Genomic DNA, 24411 nt, shown 5'->3' with positions numbered 1-24411 from the left:
TGATAAATACAAATTTCCAAAAACTCAATCCAGCCCCTACTGGATTGCAAACCTCTTTAGTTTGAGTATATCTAATCAGCCCAAAAGGTTGAACACCGTTTTATTGACCAAAAGTAAGGCTTAATCTAAATTTTAATCCCTAATCGCCCCATTGGGCTTAATATATTTTCAGATGAAAAATTGGAAAATAAGAACAGGGATTTTGTTTATTTTTGGATGGTGTTCGCACGGACTCATGGCGCAAAAAATAGTGCGTTTGCCGCAACCGGTGGCGTTGGGAGGTCGGTATGAAATGAATTCAAGCGTATTGAAGGAGAAAAGACAACTGCTGATTTATACGCCTCCTAAAAGTCAATTGCCTCAAAAATACCCGTTGATTGTGGTGTTTGACGGGGAAAGTCTTTTTGAAACCGTGGTTTCTACGGTGAAATACATGAATTACAACAGCGAGATTCCGCAAATGCCCGAGGCCATAGTGGTGGGAGTGATGAATGCCAAACGCATGAGAGACATGCCCATTCCACACGGCTACGGACAGAAGCAGGGTGAAGAAGAGTTTCGCCGCTTTGTGACGTTTGAGTTGGTGCCAGAATTAAAAAAGCAATTTCCTGCTACGGATTTAACGATTTTGGTGGGTCACTCGCAGGGGGCCTTGTTTGCGAACTATCTTTCCCTTTCTTCTCCAATGTTGTTTCCGTGGGTAATTGCGCTCGATGGCCCTTTTGACATCCATAAAAATACGGCGGAATTAGAAAAATCGTTTTTGAAACTCCTCAGAGAGGACCGTGGAACGATGCGGTATTTTTCGGGAGAGGCGCTGTATGGCTGGCAAAAGCAATGGACAGAGCAGGGGCCTTCCAAACAACAAATGAAATGGAAAGACGAAACACACGAGTCAATGCCGTTGAAAGGCATTTATGAAGGGTTGAAAGCGCTTTTTTACGATTTTGCACCGCCTGCCAAAGACCTCAATTTGACGGCATTGACAAAATTTTACGAGAGCAAACAACGGGCTTATAAAAGCACGGTTCCAATACCTTATAAAGTACTGGAAGCCAGTATTGAACGGAAAATGGGGGAGAACCGGAAGCAGGAAATTTTGGAACTTATCAATTACGGTATAAAACAGTATGGACAAACGCCGCGTTTACAAGCGCTTAAAACAAGGGCGGATTTGCTTTAAAACCAAGAATATGTTTGTGGCGATTTTGGAGCAAGGCGAATGCTTTGGGATAGAAAGAATAATATGCCCCCCGATGGGATGACTTTGTCACAGAACACCTTTTCGTTTAGAAAAATTCAATAGGCTTTTAAATTGAAAATCCCGCGGGTTAGAAGAACCCGCGGGATTTTGACTAATTGTACATAGAACAAATGTTCGCTTACCTAACGGCTGCCAATGGCATTTATTTCCTTTTATTCATTTAACTTCTAATTTTTTTAACCAAAACGGCATTGTCAACTGGGTAACTTTAGCCTACTTTCAAGGCATTCCTGAGAAGTTTTACTTAAAATTAGGAGAGTTTTGTAATTTGCAAGGGATTGGCAATTTTTAGGTTAAGATTCATAGGTATGAAAGTAGAAGAGCAGCAACAGGAATTAGTAGAGCGAATTAAGGCAATAAACAATCCTGAAGCCTGTCGTATTTTTTTTAAAATACTTCGTGAAATGATTGATGTAGTGAATCTATCAGAGAACGACCCCAGAATAGGTTTTAATCTCCCAGAAGGGAAACGTGCGATTGTAGCAAATCTTAATTTTTACGTTGCGTTTGGAATTTACCAGCACAAAAATATCATTAGCTACTATCTGATTTTACGTAAAAGTGACATTGATAAAATAGGCTCTATTGAAAGGATAAAAATTGAAGACTCATTAGCAAAGTCCTCACCCTACCTTTTTGCAATTGTAAATTTTCAGGATGTTCACCTTTTGCAAAATCCACTTTTACTTGATTATTGGCAAAGTTGTCTATTGGATGTGCGCGAAGATGCCAAATCCAGTTTAAGACATGGTTGGCACAATCCATTGGTTTATAAGGCTGCCATTGATGAAGGTTTTAGGGAAGAATTATTTCAGCGAGCGATTGAAAATCAGAATAAAAGGTATTGGGTATTCCATTCCAATCCTAAAGTATTTGATAATAAGACTCGAATTAGTGAAAGTGATATTGTTGAGTTTAGAGTACAAAAAAATGTATTAAATAGGATTGAAGTTGAGGATAAAGTACTTTTTTGGATTTCGGGAGATGAGGCTGGTATATATGCTGTTGGGGAAGTAATAACTCCTCCATATATGGACGAGTTATGGCGAGTTGATGTGAAAATATTAGAGAAATTAGTCAATCAACCCATAAATAGAAGTGTAATATTATCAGATTTAGAATTATCATCAATCAGGGTTTTTGAAAATCCGCAAGGAGTTACTAACGCAGAAATCTCGGAAAATCAATTCTATAAGATATTATCACTTTCGGAGAAGACTATACATCTTTCCGAACCGAAATTAGAATATACTGCTATTACAAAACATCAACGTCCTTCCATTCCCCTCAACTACCTTCTCTATGGCCCTCCGGGTACGGGAAAGACGTATCAAGTGCAACAATATGCTAAATCGTACGATACTCATTTTGTGACGTTTCACCAATCCTTCAGTTATGAGGAGTTTGTGGAAGGGATTCGTCCCGAAACCATTGGAGATAAAATCATGTATCGTATACGGAAAGGCATTTTTTACGAAGCCTGTTTGTCAGCTCTGCGAAAGGCAGATTATCAGAGTTTTGAAGGCTGTATAACGGATACTGCCGAGAATCGAAAAGTCCGATTTGAGCGTGCTGCACCTGTTTTGATGGTGATTGATGAAATCAACCGAGCCAACGTTGCCAAAGTATTGGGGGAATTGATTACGCTGATTGAACCTTCTAAGCGTCTGGGAGCTGAAGATGAATTGTGGGTGACATTGCCTTACTCGCAGGAACGTTTTGGCGTGCCTTCCAATCTGTATATTTTAGGAACTATGAACACCGCCGACCGCTCCATTGCCCTGTTGGACACGGCTTTGCGGCGGCGATTTCATTTTTTGGAATGTCAACCCCTTGTTTCTTTGTTGGAGGGAAAGGTCATTGAGAACACTGATTTGGGACGATTGCTACGGACTTTAAACGAGCGAATTGAGTTTTTGCACGACCGCGACCACGTCATTGGGCACGCGTATTTGCTTCACGTCAACACCTTTGAAGAGCTTTGTTTGGTTTTTCGTGACCAGATTATTCCCCTGTTGCAGGAGTATTTTTATGACGATTGGCGTAAAATTCAGTTGGTCTTAGCTGATAATGAGCGTTGGGGCAAACCAACGGATTCAAAGTTGGTACAGGTGAAAAAGCAGTACACGTCTTCGCTGGAGCGAGAGTTGTTTGGTGAAGACCTCGAAAACGCCGAAAATGTAATTACCTATCAACTCAATCCTGCCCTGATGGAGGGGCGTTTTGAGGAGTTGCCCAAGGATATTTTCAAGTGGATTTATGAAAAATAACAAGTATTTTTGTTGAAAACCGGATGAACTATGACAGGTATAAAATTTATAACCGACGAAAAAGGACGCCGAACCGATGTTGTAATAAATCTTAGACGCTATAGTAAGGAGTTGGAAGATTTTTTCGACCATTTGGTATTTGAAGAACGGAAACAGGAAGAAACTGTACCCTTTGAAAAAATTTTAGACGACTTGAAACAGGATGGCAGGTATGACGGAAAATAAATACCGGGTGATTTTTACTAAATCTGCCGAGCGAGAACTTAAAAAACTAACGAATCAGGTTATCGTAAGGCTTATTCCTGTCATAAAAAATCTATCAGATAACCCCCGTCCGAGTGGTTGTATAAAATTGGAAGGCTCTTCAAATCGTTACCGAGTTCGAGTGGGTGATTACCGAATTTTATACGAAATTGAGGACAAAATCAAAATTGTTGAAATTGTAGGCATTCGTAACCGAAGAGAAGCCTACGAATAAATCCTTCCCGAAAAATTGTCAAATCTTATCTCCCGTCAAACTGAACTTTCTGCCCACGTGGTGGCTTTCAGTCGCTTTTTACGAGCGAAAGGCATTCCTGTAGGCCTTGACCGTGAGGCCGATGCGCTCAAAGCATTAGCCGAAATCAATCTGGGCGATGAAGAACAGTTTTATTTGGCATTGCGCAGTATTTATCCTCAAAACCGCAAGCAACTTCGGGAGTTTGACGAGCATTATATCAAGTATTGGAAAGAATTGGCCAAAGCCGTAGATTCTAAAATCAAAGACGAAGCCAAAGAAAGCGAGCAGAAAAAGAAGAAAAATAAACAAAACGGAGAAGCCTCGTTTGAAGCACTGAAAAACTGGCTCAATGGCAATCGTCAGTCCGAACAGGAAGAATTGGCTTCTTATAGCTTGGGCGAGCCGCTTTCTCAAAAAGATTTTGGTTCGTACACCGACGAAGATATGTACGAAGCGCGGCGCATCATTCGGACGTTGGTTCAACGCATGGCCAAAACCATGAGCCGTCGCTACGAAGCGGCGCGCAGTGGCGGGCAGTTGGATTTAAGGCGTGTGTTGCGGAATAACTTTCGCAAAGGCGATGAAATCATTGATTTGTTTTACCGACGTCCTGCCCGCAACAAAATTCGGTTGGTGTTGGTCTGCGACGTAAGCAAATCCATGGAGCTTTACAGTCGTTTTTGGGTACAGTTCATGTTTGCCTTTCAGAATTTGTACCAATCCATCGAAACCTTTGTGTTCAGTACTCGCCTGTGCCGCATTACCGAAGATTTAAAAGAAATGGAGTATACCCAAGCTTTGGAAAATTTGTCAGAACGCGTGCCGCACTGGTCGGGAGGAACGGATATTGGGGCTGCTATGCAGGAGTTTGTCCAAGAATACGGCATGAAAAAACTCAACTCGCGTACGATTGTGCTCATCATCAGCGACGGTATGGACACGGGAGACGGCAATGAGTTGGCTGAAAATATGGAACGGATTCGACGAAAAGCTCGTCGCGTTATCTGGCTCAATCCGTTGGCAGGTTCGCCCGATTTTCGCCCGGAAGTAAAAGCACTCAAAGCCGTGTTTCCACACTTGGACTTGCACGCTCCCGCTCATAATTTGGAAAGTTTGAAGCGAGTCGTGGAGCAATTGCGATAAATCGTTATAAGAATTGAAAAGTCGATAGTGATTCAATCAACATAAACTCAATGAATGTTTTCCGCCGTTTGCCTGTTTAACACAGGGTAGAACTTCTTAAAAAATGAAACTTACTATTCTTGCTTTTGGCATTGCCAAAGAAATTATCGGTCAATTAGAATTGCCCGTTCAACTGGCAGAAGCCGCTACGGTAGCCGATTTGAAGCAGTTTTTGACGCAGCAATTTCCTGATTTTCATAAATTAGCTTCCCTGCGCGTGGCCGTCAATACGGAATATGCCGACGATAATGCCGTACTTTGTCCCAACGATGAAATTGTCCTCATTCCACCCGTGAGCGGAGGATAGGGACGAATGTCGAGCGGCCCCGCAACGGCGTACCGTGCCGCTGCGGTTTAGAATGCAGAGTGTCGAAGTACTTTTTAGTATCTGACACCAATCACCAATTACCAATCACTAACCACCAATTACTCTTTGAAACTCATTGAATGTCCCCGTGACGCCATGCAAGGGCTGGCTCAATTTATCCCGACGGATATAAAAATCAATTATTTAAACAGCCTCTTAAAAGTAGGTTTTGATACGCTGGATTTTGGAAGTTTTGTGTCACCCAAGGCCATTCCTCAAATGCGGGACACCGCAGAGGTGGTTGGCAAACTCGACATGTCCGCTACAAAAACCAAGTTGCTTGCCATTGTAGCAAACGTACGTGGTGCGGAAGAAGCCGTTGGTTTTGAGACAATTACGTATTTGGGATTCCCTTTGTCTGTCTCTGAAACCTTTCAACTTAAAAATACCAACAAAACCATTGAGCAGGCGTTTGGCGACGTGGCCGAAATCCAGAACCTTTGTTTGAAATCCAATAAACAACTGGTTGTGTACCTTTCAATGGGTTTTGGAAATCCTTACAATGAGCCTTACAGTCCCGAAATCGTGGAGAAGTTTACCAAACGATTGGTGGGAATGAACATCAATATTATCGCTCCTTCGGACACCATTGGAAGCAGTTCCACGGATGACATTAAGTCTTTGTTTGGGCACTTGATTAAAAAATTTCCCAAAGTGGAGTTTGGTGCACACTTACATGCAAAACAGGGTCACGTAGGTAAAAAAGTAAAAGCAGCCTATAAAGCAGGGGTAAAACGCATTGACTGCGCCGTGCGTGGATTTGGCGGATGTCCGTTGGCTGATAATTTATTGGTGGGTAATATGGCAACGGAGCTGGTGGTTGCTGAGTTAAATGAGCTGGGTGCTAAAATCGATATTGATGAATTACGATTAGCCCAGGCCATGTTGGCCTCGCAGTATGTGTTTGGGTAAGAGATTGGAACCCCTCTCCATTTAGGAGAGGGGCAGGGGTAAGGTTATTTTCGCCCGTTTATAAAGCGGCACGGTACTGCAAGGCTCCCCAAACATAAGGGCCTGAACCACAGGTTGCAGCTTGCGGGTTATTTCCACATAAGCAGCCGTAGGCACGGGATGTTTGCTGCAACCTTTCACTACCACACGAGCATCCCGATAGTCTTCCGGATTGATTTGGTTAATGGCGTCAAAGAACATTTTTTCTTCTAAATCATTTATATCTCCGAAGACAACTGTATGTGCGTAGGGACCTAATTGCAATGCCAGCAGCATATACGCCCACGTAGGAACAATGGCATCTTCTGTGCAGGTGACGGCTACGTTTTTACCTGTGTATTGACTCCAATCGTTTGTTTTCAAGAACTCCCGAAAATCTTTCTCTTTTAAAATCAATCCCATGAAGAGATTGTCTTTCAGGTCATACACTACCCGTTCTCCCTGATGGTAATACTCTTCTAAATCCAATGATATAAGGCCGCTTTTAGCGACGCGATTGATGATTTCTTCCATTTTATATACATCTTTATCCTGATGTATGAACACGATTCCCGGCTTGAAAGTTTGTCAAATCAGGGTAGAAAAGCCCATTTTAAATGCTTTCGATGGTAAAATATGACGCTTACAGCGCGACAAATGCTACCTTTGTAGTTTGTAAAGTAAGTAAGGATGAATTTTAGCGAAGTTTTAGATACCAATCCCATTTTTCAGAAAATAGCTTTATGCGCTCAGGAACTGGACGTAGAAGCGTATGTTATTGGTGGTTTTGTGCGCGATTTGATTTTGAAACGCCCTTCGAAAGACATTGATATTGTAAGTGTGGGCAGTGGAATTGAGTTGGCCGAGCAAGTAGCCAAAAGAATGGGAGTGCAAGTGAATGTGTTTAAAAACTTCGGTACAGCACAGTTGCGGGTTGATGATTGGGATGTAGAGTTTGTAGGAGCACGCCGGGAATCGTATCGGGCAGAATCCCGCAAGCCAATTGTGGAAGACGGGTCGCTCCAAGACGATCAAAATCGCCGCGATTTTACCATTAATGCCATGGGGCTTAGCCTGATGGCGGCCAATTTTGGTGAGTTGATAGATCCATTCAACGGTATGAGTGACTTACGTCGCAAATTGATTCGTACACCGCTTGAAGCTGAAATTACCTTTTCCGATGACCCATTGCGTATGATGCGGGCGGTCCGTTTTGCTTCGCAACTCAATTTCGATATTGAACCCGATACGTTTGACGGCCTTGTTAAAACTGCGGAGCGTATTGATATTATTTCCAAAGAACGTATCAATGACGAATTTAATAAAATCGTCCTTTCGCCTGTGCCTTCGTATGGTTTTAAACTGTTGCATCAGGCAGGAATTTTAAAACGAATTTTTCCTGAGTTTGTAGAGCTGCAAGGGGCTGAATATCAGGATGGAAAAGGGCACAAGGATAATTTTTATCATACGCTTCAAGTACTCGACAATATTTCCAAACATACCAATGATTTGTGGTTACGTTGGGCGGCAGTGATGCACGATATTGCCAAACCGGCTACCAAACGTTTTGACCAAAAAGTAGGCTGGACTTTCCACGGACATGAAGAATTGGGTGCACGAGTCACACCGCGTATTTTTCGGCAAATGAAGTTGCCCATGAATGAAAATATGCGGTTTGTTCAGAAATTGGTGCGTCTTCACCTGCGTCCCATTGCATTGTCGAAAGAAACCATTACTGATTCCGCTTTACGAAGATTGCTTTTTGATGCAGGAGATGATTTAGAGGCGCTTATGACGCTGTGTCGGGCAGATATTACCTCTAAAAATCCTGAAAAAGTTAAAAAACACTTGGCCAATTTTGACAAAGTAGAACAAAAACTCTACGACCTGGAAGCCCGCGACCAAATCCGAAATTTCCAGCCGGTCATTTCGGGAGAAGTAATTATGGAAGCATTTGGCATGAAGCCTTCAGCTGAGGTAGGGGTCATTAAAACGGCTATTCGCGAGGCTATTTTGGACGGAATTATTCCAAATGTTTATGAACCTGCTTTCGCTTTTATGTTGGAAGAGGGCAAAAAAATGGGACTTACTCCCACCAATTTATAGGTTTTTTACTATCTCCTCACTTCTGACTCCTAATAACTGGCATCTCATCAATTCCAAGCGTGATCAAAGTAGGGTTTAAGATTTTTGGGGTAATGATAATCTTGAAAACCTTATGTCCTGCCACATCAAAATCGCACGCATACTTTTCTTTTGCTTTCAAACTTCGATACACTGCCGAGTAATTGATTTTGAGTGGCCAACCATTAAGGCCTAATTGAGCGGTCAGGTTTTCAATCGTTTTTTTTAGATTGGAAAAATAAACGACAAACGGCTCTCGCTGGCGTAAAGTACCAAGGGTGCCAATGTACAAAACCCGAACTTCGTAAATGGTTTGTTGAGTCATTAAAGTGACTTTTGAAAAGATGATAGTAGTAAATCAATTTTGAACAATAATATGAAAAATAATTAAGTAATTTTTCAAGGCATAAACTTTTTATGAGGTTCAGGCGTTTATATGTACTTATGTTTTAAACAAAAAACCGTCGAATCAAACCGACGGCTTTTTTTATTCTCTCTTCCTGACTCGAAATTACTCTTCTATTTTTGTACTCATGAACAGCATGAGTACAAATAAGATCATTACAAACGACAAGGCAAATCTCAATCCCTGCGCATCGGCCAAAAAACCGATGATGGGAGGGCCGAACAAAAATCCAAAATAACCTAATGTTGTTACCATTGCTAATCCTATGCCATTGGGCAATGATTGATTGTGCCCCGCACTGCTGAAAGCAATGGGGATAATCGTAGAAAGTCCTGCACCGACTACAAATAGTCCGGCAATCACTACCCAAGCCAACGGAAAAAGTAATGTTAACAGCAAACCTGCCGCAGCAAGCAAAGAATTAACAAAAATCAGTTTTCTATCTCCCCACAAAGCTCTTAATTTATCTCCTCCAAATCTTCCCAAGGTCATGGCTGCTGAAAATGCAGAAAGCCCGATAGGAGCAAGGGTGTCATTTGTTTTAATGACGTTTTTAAGATAATTGGTGCTCCAGTCAGCCATGGCACCTTCGCCCAGCATAGCGCAAAAAGCAATCAAACCAATGATAAGCATGGCACGGTTAGGTAAAACGAATTTTACACCGTCTGCACCGGGTTTTTCTACATCATCTATCAAAAACGGAATACAGCCAATAGCCACCAAAAGACACCCTGCCGAAACGATAAAAAAGTGAATGTTGATGGAATACTGAATAAAATAAGAAGTACATAAAGCGCCCAGCATCATTCCGACGCTGAATATGGCATGAAAAGAAGACATCATGGGCTGACCAGAGCGTTGCTCTACTGCTACCGCTTGCGTATTCATGGATACATCCAATGCGCCCATTAAAAAGCCGACGATATAAAAGAAAACGGCCAAATGCCACTTTTCGGAGAGGATTGGAAAAATAAATAGCGTGGAACAAAACAACAACGATGACAGAATAGTGGCAAACTTACTGCCTCGGTGAGCAATTAGCCAACCGGTCAACGGCATTGAAGTGAGTGACCCGATGGCAACGCAGAGCAGTGTTAAGCCTAATGTGCTGTTACTGAGTGAAAATAAAGTTTGAATATTGGGTAAGCGGGTACTCCAGTTGGTATAAACAAAACCACACACAAAAAATAGCAAACTAATGGATAAACGGCTCTTTGGCATAAAGTTATGAGTTTAGAGTTAGTTTGGTGCCGCGTAAAAATTCTTCAATTCCCATGCGTTTTTTTCCTTCCAACTGCAATTCTTCAATGGCTACCCATCCATCAGCCGATTTAAAGCGAAGGTATGTTTTGTTATCCGTTCGGATGGCCGTATCTGATGAAGTTAACGATTCTTGTCCATTCGCGACTGAGGTTTTGAAAACTTTACAAATTTTCCCATTCAACGTCGTCCAGGCGGTAGGATAGGGGGAAAGTCCTCTTACAAAGTTCCTTATGGATTCTGAGGATTGATTCCAATTGATTTCGCAAGTTTCCTTGAAGATTTTAGGTGCCGATTTGAGTGTTTCGGCACTTGGCTGCGGAGTTTGGGGATAGTTCGCTGCCTCCACTGCTTTTACCGTTTGTACCACAAGCTCGGCACCTTTGCGCATAAGACGTTCGTAAAGAGTACCGATCGTATCATCGTAGTAAATGGGTTCTGTTTCCTGAAAAATGATTTTTCCGGTATCTATTTCGTGTTCCAGAAAAAAGGTAGTTACACCCGTTTGAGTTTCGCCATTGATAATGGCCCAGTTGATAGGGGCAGCACCACGGTACTGAGGAAGCAGCGATGCGTGCAGATTGAAGGTGCCCTTAGGAGGCATATTCCATACCACTTGAGGGAGCATTCTGAAAGCGACTACGACCTGCAAATCGGCCTGATAACTGCGCAGTTCGGCCAAGAAATCAGGGTTTTTGAGTTTTTCAGGTTGCAGAACAGGAATTCCCCGCGAGACTGCAAATTGTTTTACGGGAGAAGGAGTTAACTGTAAACCTCGGCCGGCGGGCTTGTCGGGGGCAGTAACGACAGCTACTACCTCACAATCGCTTTCTACGAGTTTTTGAAGGCTGCTGACTGCAAATTCGGGTGTCCCCATAAAGATGATGCGAAGCTTTATCATAAAATCAACTTAAAATCGGTTAATTACTTCTTAAGTATATTACTTTACAAGCATTTTTTTGGATTGAACCTTTTGTGGTCTTGATTCCAGTTGCAAATATTGCTATTTTTGTGTTTCAAATTTCGACCATGATCCGATACACCCAATTCTTTTCGGTATTTAGGAAGAAGTGACAGATTCTACACCAATTTTCGTAGAGCGGTCATTTTACCGTTCTTTTTTTTTGTCTATAGTCGAAGAAATAGGGGATAAGAATCAATACTGATTAACAACTAACGTACATATATAATTAACAATTAACGTACAGAAAAGTAACATGGCTAAGATACAGTACTACACCGAAGAAGGTCTCAATAAGCTAAAAGCTGAATTGCAGGACTTAAAAACGCGGGGCCGTCAGGAAATAGCAAAGGCAATTGCAGAGGCACGCGATAAAGGTGATTTGAGTGAAAATGCTGAATATGATGCTGCCAAAGAAGCGCAGGGATTGCACGAAGCAAAAGTTTCAAAGTTAGAGGAAGTGTTGGGCAATGCCCGTATTTTGGATGAATCTTCCATTGATACGTCACAAGTAGCAGTATTGTCGAAAGTGAAAATCAAAAACCGCAGAAATAATGCTGTGATGACTTATACGTTGGTATCAGAAGAAGAAGCTGACTTAAAATTAGGAAAGATATCGGTGGGTTCACCAATTGGAAAAGGACTTTTGGGTAAAAAAGTCGGTGATACTGCACAGATTCAAGTGCCTGCCGGCGCCGTTGAATTTGAAGTATTGGATATTTCGCGCTGATAGTAACGCAACCGTATACATGGGTTGGCGGTAATTAATCCAAAAAAGTGGGTCGTCTTTTAAGAGGCGACCCACTTTTTTTAGTGTCAGAATAAAATTTCTTTGTTACGACTCAGGTTCTGAGTCATGTTAGTTAAATTGAATAAAAAGGTTTACCATTGCCCATTGACAGATAAAGAACACATATCGCAACTTCAAGTCCAGTTAGCTACTCAAACACAACAAATTAAATTGTTGGAGGAGAAAGTGTTGCTATTGCTGTCTCAAATTCAAAATCAGTCTGTTAAGAAAGACTCACACAATTCGTCATTACCTCCATCAAGCGATATAGTTTCTAAGCCTAAAAATCTTCGTATTGCCAGCGACCGTAAAAGCGGTGGACAGCCTGGGCACAAAGGCAGTACTTTAGAAATGAGTAGTACTCCCGATAAAATCATAGATTTAAAAAGTGCCTTTTGTTCTAAATGCGGACAGAACTTGCAAGGCACTATTTTTACTTTAAAAGCTACACGTCAAGTTGTTGAAATACCGCCTATAAAGCCTATTTATGAGGAATATCGGCAATATTCTTGTCAATGTCCACGATGTCAAAACCAACAAGTTTCTGACTTTCCATCAGGAGTTAACGCCCCTATTCAGTACGGTAGTAGCGTTCAATCCTTAGTTAGCTATCTTTCGATTTACCAGTATGTTCCATTCAAACGACTACAAAATATATTTTCTCAGGTATTTTCTATACCTCTTTCACAAGGAAGCGTAGGTAATATTTTAGAACGTTCCGCTCAAAAATGTGAGAGCGTTTATCAAATTATCAAACAACAAATCGCCCAAAGCCCAGTGGTCGGTGCTGATGAAACAGGCACAAAAGTTAATGGCACTAAATGGTGGATTTGGGTTTGGCAAAATGTCCTAAATACCGCACGGGCGGCCCCGCTTTATCGTTGCTTCAGACAATCGTGGTTCTCAAACAATAGATAGCGTTTGGAAGGATGGATTACCAAATGCTACTTTAGTTTCTGACCGATGGGCTGCACAATTAAAGGCTACTGTTCAAAATCACCAGTTATGTTTAGCACATTTACTAAGAGAACTTATTTTCTTAGAAGAGTCTGAAAAACTCCCCTTCGCTACTTCATTCAAGGAACTCATCATCTCTATTTTTGATGCTCGAAAAACACTTACCCAAGCCTATTTACCTAATTCTGTTGTGGCAATTGCTTTTGAAAATACACTTAATGAAATGCTTCTCATTACCATTGACAAAGAAATACACCCTAAAACGGCTATTTTTCAAGCATCAATGGTCAAATATCGCAATTATCTGCTGCCTTGCTTATACAATTTAGACATTCCTCCTGACAATAATGGCTCGGAAAGAGCAATTCGTAATCTTAAGGTTAAGCAGAAGGTTTCTGGGCAGTTCAAAACTGGGCAAAGTGCTTTTTGTATCATTCGTTCTGTCATTGATACGCTCCTCAAAAGGAAACTTGAGGTATTACCGTACCTTACTCAAATCATCAAATTACAACCTGGGTAGTAACTCATTTTAGAGTATGTTTAAAAATTTTCTGCTTTGTATTGGCCATTTTGGCAAGTTTAATTTGGTGAGCGCCTTCATTTCTTTTGCCGCTTCGGCGGTCCGATTGCCCAAAAGAAACGAACAGGGCCGCCTGTGCGGCAAAGAAAAGGGCAGTCGCATCGGCGCTCCGACTGTCCAAAGCTCCCCCGCGCAAGCCACACGCGCACCACGCTGGACAGGCACGCCCACGCGCAAGGTTTTGTTTATTAGTGATTTACAAAATTTAAATATACTTTTAGTGACGGTACTTGCTCTTACAAGTTGCGGGTCCAAAATAAAAATCGAAGACCGCGCCCTGCGCGACGGCTGGATGATTGCCTCTTCCAAAGAAGTGGCCGGTGATGCCAAAATTCTCTCGGAAAATATCACCCTAAAGCCTTCCGAAAAATGGTACAAAGCCACGCTTCCTACCACCGTTTTGGGGGCTTTGGTAGACGCGGGTGAGTACAAGGATATTTTTGTAGGCAAGAACCTGGAAAAAGTACCGCGAGCGCGTTTTGAAAACAACTGGTGGTTTCGGAACACCTTTACCGTCGATGGTTTTGACGCGCAAAAAGAACAATTGCGGCTCTTGGTGGAAGGTATCAACTACCGCGCCAATTTTTGGGTCAACGGCAAGCAGATTGCCGCGCAGGATACGCTGTTCGGGGCGTTTCGTCAATTTGATCTGGACATTACCCAAGCGGCTAAAAAAGGAGAAAACACGCTTTTGGTAGAAATTTTTCCGCCTAAAGTCCGTGATTTTTACATGGGTTACGTGGATTGGGCACCTACGCCTCCCGACCATTTTATGGGCATTTACCGCGACATTCGCCTCAAACGTTCGGGTAAAGTGTCGCTCAACGCGCCGTTTGTGGCTCCCGATGTGGATATCAAAGATTTGAGCAAAGCGAGCGTGACCGTCAGTACTGAAGTGGTCAACCACGGCAGCGAAGCCAAAACGGTGGAGGTTTCGGGGAAAATTGAAGATATTACATTCAAAAAAACTGTCAAATTAGCCCCCAACGAGCGGCAGGAAGTGAAGTTTACGCCGCAGGAATTTGCCCAATTGAACCTCAAAAACCCCCGCCTTTGGTGGCCGAATGGATTGGGAGAACCCGCACTTTATAAATTGGAGTTGGAAGTCAACGACCAAGGAACGGTGCAGGATAGTCAAACCACGAAATTTGGGGTACGAAAAATTGAAACCGCGCTCAACGACAAAGGCGTACGCTGTTACAAAGTCAACGGCCGCGATGTGCTTATTAAAAGCGGTGGTTGGGTCGATGATTTGTTTTTGCGATTTATGCCCGAAAAAGACGCCGCTCAATTGCGTTACGTCAAAGAAATGAACCTTAACTCGCTGCGTTTTGAGGGGATTTGGGGCAATAATCATCACCTCTATGACCTCTGCGACGAAAACGGCATTCTGCTCATGGTGGGTTGGAGTTGTCAGTGGGAATGGCCCGACTATCTGGGTATGGAGCTAAAAATGAAGCCCGGCGACGAAAACCTGCCCATCAACGAAGGTGTGGATCTGTACGCGGTAAAACTCACACCGCAGGAAGAGATTTTGCTTTCCAACTATTTTCGCGACCAAGTCAAATGGCTGCGCAATCACCCGAGTATCTTCACATGGGCAGGCGGCAGTGATGCCATGCCGAAGCCGTCGTTGGAAAAAATGTATCAGGAAACCCTAAAAAAATACGACCCTACGCGGGAGTTTTTGGTGTCATCAGGGGCGTTCGTTAGTACGATTTCGGGCTCGTCGGGCATGAAAATGAACGGGCCGTACGAGTATGTGCCGCCCGTGTATTGGTACGAAGACAAAAAACTGGGCGGTGCCTACGGCTTCAATTCTGAAGTAGGTCCCGGCCCGCAGATTCCGCCCGTAGAAAGCATCAAAAAGATGATTCCCGAAGCCGATTTATGGCCGGCCGATAATAAAATGTGGAACTACCACTCGGGAAGAAAAGACTTTAACACGATGGGGGTGTACCTCAAAGCCCTCAACAACAAATATGGCACGCCGACCAATTTGGACGATTTGGCGATGAAAGCACAGTTGATGAATTACGAGGCGATTCGCCCGATGTTTGAAGCGCACGTCATCAATCGTCCTACTTCAACGGGTGTGGTGCAGTGGATGCTTAATTCGCCTTGGCCGGAGTTTTACTGGCAGTTGTACGATTATTACCTCATGCCGACGGGCGCTTATTACGGCACCAAAAAAGCTGGGCAACCGCTCAATGTGGTCTATGATTATTTCAATCGCACCCTCCACGTGAGCAACGACACCCGTGCCGCTATTAAAGGCTATCAGGCAGAAGTAAAGCTGTTAGACCAAAATTCAAAAGTAGTTTTTGAGCAAAAACAAACGGTTGATCTGGCGGAAAATACGGTTCAAAAATGGGAGCAACTGCCTGTTTTACATGGTAAAAATCAAGTCTATTTTCTCTCGCTGAAACTCAAAAATGCGGTCGGTGAAGTTGTCGCAGATAATTTCTATTGGCTGCCTACGAAGACGGATGAATTGGATTGGAAACAATATTTTTGGTTTTATACGCCCCAAAAACAATACGCTGATTTCACGGCGTTGAATACGTTGCCCAAAGTAAAACTTCAAATTGAGAAGACGATCAAAGAGCAGGGTGATGAATACGAAGTGGCCGTAAAACTGACCAATTCGTCGGATAAAGTAGCGTTCTTCATTGAACTGGAATTGGCCAAAGACGCCAAAGGTGCAGCGATCTTACCCGTTTTTTGGACGGACAATTATGTGTCTTTACTGCCAGGTGAAACCAAAACCGTCAGCGTGAAGTGCTATAAAAAAGACGCTGACAACAAAGCACCTGCGGTGCGGGTGAAAGGGTATAATTTGGAAAAAGGTTGGGTTTTATAATGTAAATCTGAAAGCATTGATTTTTTGACTCTTATCACTATGATTTCTAAAACTACTTTTAATCTTCTGCTTTTCCTCCTTTGCAGCGCAGTGACACTGTACGCGCAACCCATCAGCCTCAAAAATGGGTCTGTGTTGGTAGCCCCGTCGGTGCCTTCGCCCATGAAGGAAACCGCCGCGCGGATGTTGGCAGAAGAAATCGCCAAGCGTACCAATTTGACGCTGAAAACCGCAACGGCTTGGCCTAAAACAAATGCAATAACGGTGGCGCTTGTGCTTGCGAGTGACCGTGAATTATTGGGAAAAACCATTCCTGCCCGAACTGAGAAAAGCAGTGCGGAATACCAATCAGAAGGCTTTCGGGTGGTGAGCGAGGCCAATGTACTTTGGGTCATCGGAGCAGATGCGCGCGGGGTGCTGTTTGGAACGGGTTGGTTACTGCGGAAACTTCAGTTATCAAATGTCGTAGCGCAATTAGATTCTAAAGTGGATTTTGCGTCCTCCCCGGCGTATCCCATTCGGGGGCATCAGTTGGGGTATCGTCACACGGCCAACTCGTATGATGCATGGACGGTGGCGCAGTATGAGCAGTATTTCAGGGAGTTAGCGATTTTTGGAACCAATGCCATTGAAGGAATTCCGTTTCACGAAGATGAAAAACCCAATCCGCATTTTAAGATTCCTGCCTCCGAAATGCGCGTTAAAATGGGGGCTTTGTGTCAATTGTACGACATGGATTATTGGGTCTGGACACCCGTGACCTTTGAATTGACCGACAAAGAAAAACGCGCCGCTGAACTCAAATTACACGAAGAATTTTATAAAAACTGTCCGCGCCTTGACCATATTTTTGTGCCCGGCGGTGACCCCGGCGACAATCATCCAAGTGAGGTGATGCCGTTTTTGAAAGATCTGCACCAAATACCATCCCAAAGCGAAGATCTGGATCTCGTTACAGGGCTTCAGTGTGGAGCAGACCGATTATTTTTATCGGTATTTGGCCGAAAACAACCCCGATTGGTTGCAAGGTGTGGTATCCGGGCCGGGAAGTCCACCGATGGCGGAGACGCGGTTTCGTTTACCGAAAAAATACCAACACCGCGAATACCCCGACATTACGCACAATGTCCGTTGCGAGTTTCCGGTGCGCGGTTGGGACCAAGCGTATGCACTTACCTTGGGGCGTGAAGCATCCAATCCGCGTCCGTACGCCTTTGCCGAAATCCACCAAACCTACGCGCCGTTTACAGACGGTTTTGTCTCGTATTCCGACGGTTGCCATGATGATGTCAACAAGGTGATTTGGAGTATGCGGGCCTGGGACCCGCAATTGGACGTCCGCGAGATATTGGAAGATTACGGCAGCTTTTTCTTCAACAAAACCGTAGCCGGCGCAACGGCCGACGGGATTGCGGCGCTCGAAAATAACTGGAAAGGGCCGCTTGTTCAAAACGGTGGGGTAGAGGCAACGTTTGCTTTTTGGAAAAATTTGGAAACCGCTAATCTAACCTTAAAAGGAAACTGGCGTTGGCAAATGTTGTTGCTGCGGGCCTATTATGATACCTATACAAAACGCAGATTGACGTATGAGCAATCGCTTGAAAAACAGGCTAATGCGCTTTTGTCGGAAGCTCATAAAACGGGTGCGGAAAAGGCCATGGAAGCGGCGTTGGAAACGGTGAACAAAGCCGATAAAGTAAACATCGCTCCCGAATTACGTCAGAAAATTGAGCAATTGTGCGCCGATTTATTTGCTTCGGTTGGCTTGCAAACGAGCGTGCCCAAATACCAAGCCAAAGGCTATGAGCGCGGGGCGGTACTGGATTTTGTGGATTATCCGCTCAATAACCGTTGGTGGTTGGCCGATGAACTTAAGAAAATCAGTGCGTTGACTTCCAACGAAGCTAAACTGCTACGACTGAAAACCATCAGTACGTGGGAAAATCCCGGACCAGGAAGTTTTTACGACGATGTTTCGAGCGTAGCCAAAGGCCCGCGCGTCAAGACGGTCTCCGAAGATGCGACCGACGTGGCGTGGTGGCAGGAGGGTTTCAGTCGGATGCGGCTTTCGTCGCAGTTGTTTCAGAAATGCCCTGAATTGGTGTATGATAATCTGCAACCGGGCGCGCGTTATATTCTTCGAGTGGTTGGCGAAGGCGAAGCGTTGTTGCGAGTGGATAACTATCGCCTGCAACCGACCGTTTATAACCGCGAAACTGAATCGGTGAAAGAATGGATTGTACCGCTTTCGCTGACGCAGGACGGTAAATTGCATGTGACGTTTGATGAGCCGGAAGAGTCGCATTTGAACTGGCGCAAGCAGTCCAAGATTTCGGATGTTTGGTTGTTGAAACAGTAAATTTATGAAAGGGCTGTTGCCTGTTTCGGGTATCATTACCGTTTTGAATACGCCTTTGGTAGTAGTGCTACAGTCCACTTTATCGGCTATTTTGTCCATTTTAAATTCAAAAATGAACAGTATAGGGTTGGTTTTTATAGATTTGTTTTTGGATAACTGTTCAATAACAAATCTATATGAAGCAAAAACTGCTACTATACGCGGTCATTTCCACTCCCATTTTTGCGATTTATGCCGTGAGTCACCCGTTGATTTTTGGCGTGCTTCCGTTTAAAGTATTGCTCAAGCCCCTTTTAGGTATCAATATCACTATTTTTATTACTTGGCTGACAAATATCTACTTGACCCTAAACTTTTCGCAATTATCTATTTGGAAAAAAATCTTTGTGAGCTATGCGAGTATTCTTGTTGTTCAATTAATTTTAAACGTCATACGATATTTTTTTTTAGCAGGTAGTAATTTTTTTATACCAGATGAAGCCATTGGCTTTCTGGATAACAATTTGATATATCCTGCCCTTACTTCTTCGGTAATTAATGTTATCATTATTATTATTTGTCAAGCCACGGAAGCCTCCTATCGCCGCAACGAGGCAGAACTCAAAGCCAAAGAACTCGAACTCCAAAACAGCGAAGCGCAGAAAAAACTATTGGTGCAGCAGTTACAGCCGCATTTTTTGTTTAATGCGTTGAGTGTCCTCAAATCGCTGATTGGAGAAAACACTGCCCAAGCGGAAGAATACACAGTCAAGTTGGCCGATTTTTTGCGGTATTCGGTGCAGTCACACCAAAATGAGGTCGTTACACTTGCCGACGAATTGCGTTTTGTTGGCGATTTTGTGGAACTTCAAAAAGTGCGGTTCGAGGACAGTTTTATGTACTCGGTAGATATTCCTGATGAAGTGTTAAAGCAGAATGTTCCCATTTTTGCACTGCAAACGTTAGTCGAAAACGCTTTCAAACATAATTATTTTACAGAGCATAAACCGTTGATTATCAAAATTTTTCGCGATGAAAATGCTGTTGTAGCTTGGAACAATAAAATGCCCGTCAAAACTACCGACCGTACCCAAACAGGGCTGGCTAACCTTAACAGTCGTTATGAACTTATTACAGGTAAGGGCATTGTAATAAAGAACGGAGCTGATTTTTTTGAAGTAAGAATACCGCTGATAAATGCATGAAAATTCTAATCATTGAAGACGAAAAACTGACGGCCAAAGACTTGGCACGAACTATCACGGGGCTTGACCCCGACGCTGAGATTGTGGCCATGCTGTCCTCGGTAGAAGAGAGTGTCGTTTTCTTACAGGCTTCCCCGGCGATTGACCTCATTTTTTCGGACATCCAACTCGGCGATGGCCTTAGTTTTGAAATCTTTGAAAAAACCCAAAACCAAACGCCCGTCATTTTTTGCACGGCTTTTAACGAATATGCGCTCGAAGCTTTCAAAACCGTCGGCATCGACTATCTGCTCAAACCTTTTTCGAAAGCAACGGTGGGTAAAGCCTTAGAAAAATACCAACTTCTCAAAGAAAGATTGACCCCACCCAAAGACGAAATGAAAGGGATCATGAACCTGTTGAAAGTTCAACTGCAGCCTACTAAGACCCCATCGGTCATCATTTTGCAGGGCGACAAAATCATTCCACTGGACACTGCCCAAGTGGCTTTGTTTGTGGTAGAAAACGAAGGGGTTTTTGCTTACACCTTCGACCAACGTAAATGGCTCATTTCGCAGACCTTAGACCATTTGGAGCATAAATTGTCGCCAACTTTTTTTAGGGCTAATCGGCAGTTTTTGGTCAATCGGCGGGCGGTCAAAGACGCTTCGCAGCATTTCAATCGCAAAATAGCGGTCAATCTGACCGTGCCATTTTCGGAACAAATTGTGGTAGGCAAGCTCAAAGTAACCGCTTTTATGGAGTGGCTGGCGCAGCACTGATGCTTTTCTGCCGCAGATAAACACAGAGATTTTCTCCCGCAGATTTTCGCCGAACCTGCGTTTATCTGCGGCCGCCCGAGGCTGCGGTTTAATAATTAGCGTAAATCTGCGGGGAGTCTTTCCCGTCCACTTTACAGCTCATTTTGTACACTTTACTTACTTCTTCATTTCGTACTTGGGGGCGAAAGTTGAATTTTGACTCGAAATTCAACTGTAACAACCATGACAAAATTCAAAACAATGTTAGTCTGTTGGCTTTTGAGCAGTACTTCGCTCATAGCCCAAGAAAAATTTACCGTCAGCGGTACCATCAGAGATAAGGCTTCGGGTGAAGAGCTAATCGGGGCAACAATTATCGTCAAAGAAATCCCAAATACAGGGAAATCCACCAATGAGTACGGTTTTTATTCTATTACCTTACCCAAAGGCACTTACACGCTACGGGCAACGTACATCGGCTACGAAGAAATGGTAAAAACCATCAATTTAGACAAAAATCAGAAAATTGATTGGCCATTGGAAAGCGGTAAAATGCTCGAAACCGTGGTTGTTAAAGCCACCAAAGAAGACGAAAATATTACCAAAACCGCAATGGGTACTGAGAAATTGGACATAAAGGAAATCGCCAAGTTGCCCGTGATTTTTGGCGAAAAAGACGTGTTGAAAACCATCCAATTGCTTCCTGGTGTCAAAACAGCAGGTGAGGGCAACAGCGGTTTTTTTGTACGGGGCGGCGGTGCTGACCAAAACCTGATTTTGCTCGACGAAGCCCCCGTTTACAATGCGTCGCACTTGCTTGGTTTTTTCAGTATCTTCAACTCGGATGCCATCAAAGATGCAACCATCATTAAAGGAAACAGCCCAGCGAACTATGGCGGTCGTCTGTCGTCGGTATTGGATGTACGTATGCGGGAAGGAAACGACAAAGAGTTTCAAACTTCAGGTGGTATTGGCTTGATCAGCAGTCGTTTGGCCATAGAAGGGCCAATTCAGAAAGAAAAATCATCGTTTATGATTTCGGGACGAAGGACTTATGCTGATTTGTTTTTGAAAGCATCGCCCGATTTCAGCGATACACAATTATACTTCTACGACCTTAATGCCAAAGCCAATTACCGCATCAACGACAACAACAGGGTTTATGTATCGGGTTATTTCGGACGTGACAAATTGGGTTTTGGCGATGCACTCGGCATTGATTGGGGAAACAAAACGGGTACATTACGCTGGAACAGCATTATTAACTCAAAATGGTTTTCCAATACCTCGTTGATTTACAGCGACTATAGCTATAAATTCAAGGTTTCGGGCGGCGATAACAGCTTCGTTAATCAATCAAAAATCAAAGACTGGAATTTGAAGCAAGAGTTTCAGTTTTTTCCGAGCACCAAAAATTCGTGGCGGTTTGGGTTCAACTCCATTCACCACACCATTACGCCGGGTAGCTTAATTAATGAAACCAATGCCAACGAAAACGACATAAAAGATGGCAGAAAAGCCTTAGAAAATGCCATTTACGCCCAGAACACCTATTCGGTTTCGCCCAAATTTAGCATGGATTACGGTTTGAGGCTTTCGTCGTGGAGTATTTTGGGTGGCACTACTTACAACATTTACGATAGAGATGTAAAGATTGACTCGGTGGTTTTGGCCGATGGAACGTTTGGAAAAACTTATTTCAACGTTGAACCACGGTTAGCTTTCAACTTTATTTTGAATGAAAAAAGCACCTTGAAAGCAGGTTACGCCCGAAATACGCAAAATCTACATTTGTTGAGTAATTCTACAAGTTCAAACCCCACCGACCAGTGGGTGGGCAGCAGCTACAACATCAAACCCGGCATTTCTGACCAAGTTAGCTTGGGTTATTTTCGGAATTTTGCCGACAACAAATACGAGTTCAGTGCCGAAACCTACTACAAGTCGCTTCAAAATCAGGTAGATTACAAAAACGGGGCTGATATTCAGACCGCGCCCGACGTGGAAAGCGAATTGCTTTACGGAAAAGGCAGGGCTTATGGCTTGGAGTTGTTGCTCAAAAAGAAGTCAGGCAAATTTACGGGATGGGTGAGCTATACGCTTTCAAAAACAGAACGACAGATTGACGGCATCAACGAAGGCAACTGGTACTCGGCACGTCAAGACCGTACGCATGATTTGGCCATTGTGGGCATGTACCAATTGAGCCCTCGCTGGTCGTTGTCAAGCAATTTTATTTTCTACACAGGCGATGCGGTTACGTTTCCGAGTGGAAAATACGAAGTTGGGGGCAACACGGCCTTTTATTATACCGAGCGCAACGCCTCACGGATGCCCAACTACCATCGTTTAGATGTAAGTGCTACCTACGAAAAAACAAGAAAGGGCAAGTACCAAACTTCGTGGAATTTCTCTTTGTATAACGCCTACGGTCGTCAGAATGCCTACACCATTAATTTTGAAAACGACGAAAACGACCCCACCCGCACCAGAGCCATGCAAACTTCGCTTTTCAGATGGGTACCGAGCGTGACGTACAATTTCAAATTTTAAATTTTTCCCGCAGATGAACGCAGATTTTAAAGCCGCAGATTTATGCAGATTAAATCCCCGAAATCAGCGTGCAGTTCAAATCAGCGAAAATCAGCGGGAAATACAATTCAATCATTTTACCCCGCAGATGAACGCAGATTTTGAAATCGCAGATTACCGCAGAATAAATCTTCGAAATACGCGACCGTCCACGGCTGCGGAAAAAAGTCAAAGCCCATTCACTTTTCTAAATATGCTTTTCGAGATGTCGTCCGTATTGAAATTAACCAACAGTCCCAGTTTTAAGCCAGATAGTTTGAGGTAAGTAATAAGTTGTTTGTGATGTACGTCCAATAGTGTTTCTACTGATTTGAGTTCGATGACGATTTTGCCTTCAATCAACAAATCAAGGCGATAACCAATATCAACTCTTATAGTTTCATAAATCATCGGTAGGGCCACTTGGGACTTCACATTTAACCCAGTTTTTTCTATTTCGTACAAAAGTGCCGCTTCGTAGGCCGATTCCAATAAGCCAGGGCCTAAGTTGTTGAAAACCTTAAAAATACAGCCTCGAACGATATAAGAAATTTCATTTTCAGTCATAGTAAAAAAATAGTTTTAAACATTTTACCCCGCAGATTTTAAAGCGGCAGATTACGGCAGAAAAAAATCCCCGTAATCAGCGTGCCATTCAAATCAGCGAAAATCAACGAAAAATATAGTTCAATTATTTTCTCCCGCAGATGACGCAGATTTTAAAATCGCAGATTACCGCAGAATAAATCCCCGTAATCAGCGTGCAGTTCAAATCAGCGAAAATCAGCGGGAAAACAAAATTAAAAACAATTCAAACATAGATGAACGCAGATTTTAAAATCGCCGCTGCGGGAAAACAAATAAACCACAAAACAATGAAAATCAAACAAATCATCTCATTAATGCTCATTGGGGGGCTTTTTTCCTGCGAAAAGGAAATTTCGGCACTGATTCTTTAATTTATGGTAAACATAGGAGGTTTCACCATTAAAAGGTCTTCTAATGAGTAAATTTGCTTGACAAGGCCTTGTTTCATAGCAGGTGAGTTTTTTTTATACTTAATTTCAAAGGGTTTGGCGTTTGGATTGATTAAAATTCTAAACT

Annotated in this window: 22 protein-coding genes; 17 read left to right on the top strand and 5 right to left on the bottom strand. The window is 43.2% G+C overall.

Features of this window, described 5'->3' with window-relative positions; translation table 11 throughout:
- Window positions 1-172 precede the first annotated feature (172 nt).
- The 7 genes from Q0081_RS17285 (at window position 173) to Q0081_RS17255 (ending at window position 6494) form a co-directional block, all read left to right on the top strand.
- Window positions 173-1183: an alpha/beta hydrolase gene (locus Q0081_RS17285; protein ID WP_298355850.1), complete on the top strand. Its 1011-nt coding sequence runs from the start codon at window positions 173-175 to the stop codon at window positions 1181-1183.
- A 389-nt stretch (window positions 1184-1572) separates the two neighbouring features.
- Window positions 1573-3534, top strand: coding sequence for an McrB family protein (locus Q0081_RS17280; protein WP_298355847.1), 1962 nt, complete (start codon window positions 1573-1575; stop codon window positions 3532-3534).
- A gap of 30 nt (window positions 3535-3564) precedes the next feature.
- Entirely contained in the window at window positions 3565-3759 is a 195-nt protein-coding gene (locus Q0081_RS17275; protein ID WP_298355844.1) for a hypothetical protein, read from the top strand.
- Complete coding sequence (locus Q0081_RS17270; protein WP_298355841.1) at window positions 3746-4012, top strand: type II toxin-antitoxin system RelE/ParE family toxin; 267 nt, start codon at window positions 3746-3748, stop codon at window positions 4010-4012. Before Q0081_RS17275 ends, Q0081_RS17270 begins: the two co-directional genes overlap by 14 nt.
- Window positions 4013-4027: 15 nt before the next feature.
- Complete coding sequence (locus Q0081_RS17265) at window positions 4028-5176, top strand: VWA domain-containing protein (protein WP_298355838.1); 1149 nt, start codon at window positions 4028-4030, stop codon at window positions 5174-5176.
- A gap of 103 nt (window positions 5177-5279) precedes the next feature.
- Window positions 5280-5522, top strand: coding sequence for a MoaD/ThiS family protein (locus tag Q0081_RS17260; protein WP_298355835.1), 243 nt, complete (start codon window positions 5280-5282; stop codon window positions 5520-5522).
- Between the two features lie 126 nt (window positions 5523-5648).
- Complete coding sequence (locus Q0081_RS17255) at window positions 5649-6494, top strand: hydroxymethylglutaryl-CoA lyase (RefSeq protein WP_298355832.1); 846 nt, start codon at window positions 5649-5651, stop codon at window positions 6492-6494.
- 21 nt (window positions 6495-6515) lie between these two features.
- Here Q0081_RS17255 and Q0081_RS17250 read toward each other — a convergent pair whose 3' ends face one another.
- Entirely contained in the window at window positions 6516-7046 is a 531-nt protein-coding gene (locus tag Q0081_RS17250; protein ID WP_298355858.1) for a DUF2480 family protein, read from the bottom strand.
- Between the two features lie 156 nt (window positions 7047-7202).
- On the opposite strand from Q0081_RS17250, the gene Q0081_RS17245 reads away from it, so the two are divergent.
- Window positions 7203-8618 (top strand): CCA tRNA nucleotidyltransferase, encoded by a 1416-nt coding sequence (locus Q0081_RS17245; protein ID WP_298355829.1) that lies wholly within the window; start codon window positions 7203-7205, stop codon window positions 8616-8618.
- Window positions 8619-8634: 16 nt separating this feature from the next.
- On the opposite strand, the gene Q0081_RS17240 is transcribed toward Q0081_RS17245, so the two are convergent.
- From Q0081_RS17240 to fmt, 3 genes are all read right to left on the bottom strand, one after another.
- Window positions 8635-8961: a hypothetical protein gene (locus Q0081_RS17240; RefSeq protein ID WP_298355826.1), complete on the bottom strand. Its 327-nt coding sequence runs from the start codon at window positions 8959-8961 to the stop codon at window positions 8635-8637.
- Window positions 8962-9147: 186 nt separating this feature from the next.
- Window positions 9148-10263, bottom strand: coding sequence for an MFS transporter (locus Q0081_RS17235; protein WP_298355823.1), 1116 nt, complete (start codon window positions 10261-10263; stop codon window positions 9148-9150).
- A gap of 4 nt (window positions 10264-10267) precedes the next feature.
- The gene (gene fmt, locus Q0081_RS17230) at window positions 10268-11179 is read right to left on the bottom strand and encodes a methionyl-tRNA formyltransferase (protein WP_409034076.1); all 912 of its coding nucleotides are present in this window, start codon (window positions 11177-11179) and stop codon (window positions 10268-10270) included.
- Between the two features lie 340 nt (window positions 11180-11519).
- On the opposite strand from fmt, the gene greA reads away from it, so the two are divergent.
- The 8 genes from greA (at window position 11520) to Q0081_RS17190 (ending at window position 23289) form a co-directional block, all read left to right on the top strand.
- The gene (gene greA / locus Q0081_RS17225) at window positions 11520-11993 is read left to right on the top strand and encodes a transcription elongation factor GreA (protein ID WP_298355817.1); all 474 of its coding nucleotides are present in this window, start codon (window positions 11520-11522) and stop codon (window positions 11991-11993) included.
- 165 nt (window positions 11994-12158) lie between these two features.
- A complete protein-coding gene (locus tag Q0081_RS17220) occupies window positions 12159-12971 on the top strand; it encodes a transposase (protein WP_298355814.1) in 813 nt (270 codons plus the stop codon).
- Window positions 12907-13530 carry a transposase gene (locus Q0081_RS17215; protein WP_310586503.1) on the top strand — a complete coding sequence of 208 codons (624 nt, stop codon included), beginning with the start codon at window positions 12907-12909 and terminating at the stop codon, window positions 13528-13530. Before Q0081_RS17220 ends, Q0081_RS17215 begins: the two co-directional genes overlap by 65 nt.
- A gap of 16 nt (window positions 13531-13546) precedes the next feature.
- Window positions 13547-16453: a glycosyl hydrolase 2 galactose-binding domain-containing protein gene (locus Q0081_RS17210; RefSeq protein WP_298355811.1), complete on the top strand. Its 2907-nt coding sequence runs from the start codon at window positions 13547-13549 to the stop codon at window positions 16451-16453.
- 1057 nt (window positions 16454-17510) lie between these two features.
- The gene (locus Q0081_RS31655; protein WP_310586502.1) at window positions 17511-18812 is read left to right on the top strand and encodes a hypothetical protein; all 1302 of its coding nucleotides are present in this window, start codon (window positions 17511-17513) and stop codon (window positions 18810-18812) included.
- Between the two features lie 176 nt (window positions 18813-18988).
- Window positions 18989-19996 carry a sensor histidine kinase gene (locus tag Q0081_RS17200; protein WP_298355808.1) on the top strand — a complete coding sequence of 336 codons (1008 nt, stop codon included), beginning with the start codon at window positions 18989-18991 and terminating at the stop codon, window positions 19994-19996.
- Entirely contained in the window at window positions 19993-20757 is a 765-nt protein-coding gene (locus tag Q0081_RS17195; RefSeq protein ID WP_298355805.1) for a LytTR family DNA-binding domain-containing protein, read from the top strand. Before Q0081_RS17200 ends, Q0081_RS17195 begins: the two co-directional genes overlap by 4 nt.
- A 222-nt stretch (window positions 20758-20979) precedes the next feature.
- Entirely contained in the window at window positions 20980-23289 is a 2310-nt protein-coding gene (locus Q0081_RS17190; RefSeq protein WP_298355803.1) for a TonB-dependent receptor, read from the top strand.
- Between the two features lie 207 nt (window positions 23290-23496).
- On the opposite strand, the gene Q0081_RS17185 is transcribed toward Q0081_RS17190, so the two are convergent.
- Window positions 23497-23874: a GxxExxY protein gene (locus tag Q0081_RS17185; RefSeq protein WP_298355800.1), complete on the bottom strand. Its 378-nt coding sequence runs from the start codon at window positions 23872-23874 to the stop codon at window positions 23497-23499.
- A 254-nt stretch (window positions 23875-24128) separates the two neighbouring features.
- Between Q0081_RS17185 and Q0081_RS17180 the strand changes: the two genes are divergently transcribed.
- Window positions 24129-24266 (top strand): hypothetical protein, encoded by a 138-nt coding sequence (locus Q0081_RS17180; protein ID WP_298355797.1) that lies wholly within the window; start codon window positions 24129-24131, stop codon window positions 24264-24266.
- Window positions 24267-24411: the final 145 nt, after the last annotated feature.

The sequence above is a fragment of the Runella sp. genome, assembly GCF_027484545.1.
GTDB lineage: Bacteria > Bacteroidota > Bacteroidia > Cytophagales > Spirosomataceae > Runella.
The sequence above is the reverse complement of the archived record's forward strand: the minus strand, read 5'-3'. Positions and strand labels throughout refer to the sequence as shown.

Bases quoted from the DNA above. Each gene is read 5' to 3' on its own strand.
- Q0081_RS17285 (WP_298355850.1), top strand. From the start codon at position 173: ATGAAAAATTGGAAAATAAGAACAGGGATTTTGTTTATTTTTGGATGG.
- Q0081_RS17280 (WP_298355847.1), top strand. From the start codon at position 1,573: ATGAAAGTAGAAGAGCAGCAACAGGAATTAGTAGAGCGAATTAAGGCA.
- Q0081_RS17275 (WP_298355844.1), top strand. From the start codon at position 3,565: ATGACAGGTATAAAATTTATAACCGACGAAAAAGGACGCCGAACCGAT.
- Q0081_RS17270 (WP_298355841.1), top strand. From the start codon at position 3,746: ATGACGGAAAATAAATACCGGGTGATTTTTACTAAATCTGCCGAGCGA.
- Q0081_RS17260 (WP_298355835.1), top strand. From the start codon at position 5,280: ATGAAACTTACTATTCTTGCTTTTGGCATTGCCAAAGAAATTATCGGT.
- Q0081_RS17250 (WP_298355858.1), bottom strand. From the start codon at position 7,046: ATGGAAGAAATCATCAATCGCGTCGCTAAAAGCGGCCTTATATCATTG.
- Q0081_RS17245 (WP_298355829.1), top strand. From the start codon at position 7,203: ATGAATTTTAGCGAAGTTTTAGATACCAATCCCATTTTTCAGAAAATA.
- Q0081_RS17240 (WP_298355826.1), bottom strand. From the start codon at position 8,961: ATGACTCAACAAACCATTTACGAAGTTCGGGTTTTGTACATTGGCACC.
- Q0081_RS17235 (WP_298355823.1), bottom strand. From the start codon at position 10,263: ATGCCAAAGAGCCGTTTATCCATTAGTTTGCTATTTTTTGTGTGTGGT.
- fmt (WP_409034076.1), bottom strand. From the start codon at position 11,179: ATGGGGACACCCGAATTTGCAGTCAGCAGCCTTCAAAAACTCGTAGAA.
- greA (WP_298355817.1), top strand. From the start codon at position 11,520: ATGGCTAAGATACAGTACTACACCGAAGAAGGTCTCAATAAGCTAAAA.
- Q0081_RS17210 (WP_298355811.1), top strand. From the start codon at position 13,547: ATGTTTAAAAATTTTCTGCTTTGTATTGGCCATTTTGGCAAGTTTAAT.
- Q0081_RS31655 (WP_310586502.1), top strand. From the start codon at position 17,511: ATGGCGGAGACGCGGTTTCGTTTACCGAAAAAATACCAACACCGCGAA.
- Q0081_RS17200 (WP_298355808.1), top strand. From the start codon at position 18,989: ATGAAGCAAAAACTGCTACTATACGCGGTCATTTCCACTCCCATTTTT.
- Q0081_RS17195 (WP_298355805.1), top strand. From the start codon at position 19,993: ATGAAAATTCTAATCATTGAAGACGAAAAACTGACGGCCAAAGACTTG.
- Q0081_RS17190 (WP_298355803.1), top strand. From the start codon at position 20,980: ATGACAAAATTCAAAACAATGTTAGTCTGTTGGCTTTTGAGCAGTACT.
- Q0081_RS17185 (WP_298355800.1), bottom strand. From the start codon at position 23,874: ATGACTGAAAATGAAATTTCTTATATCGTTCGAGGCTGTATTTTTAAG.
- Q0081_RS17180 (WP_298355797.1), top strand. From the start codon at position 24,129: ATGAACGCAGATTTTAAAATCGCCGCTGCGGGAAAACAAATAAACCAC.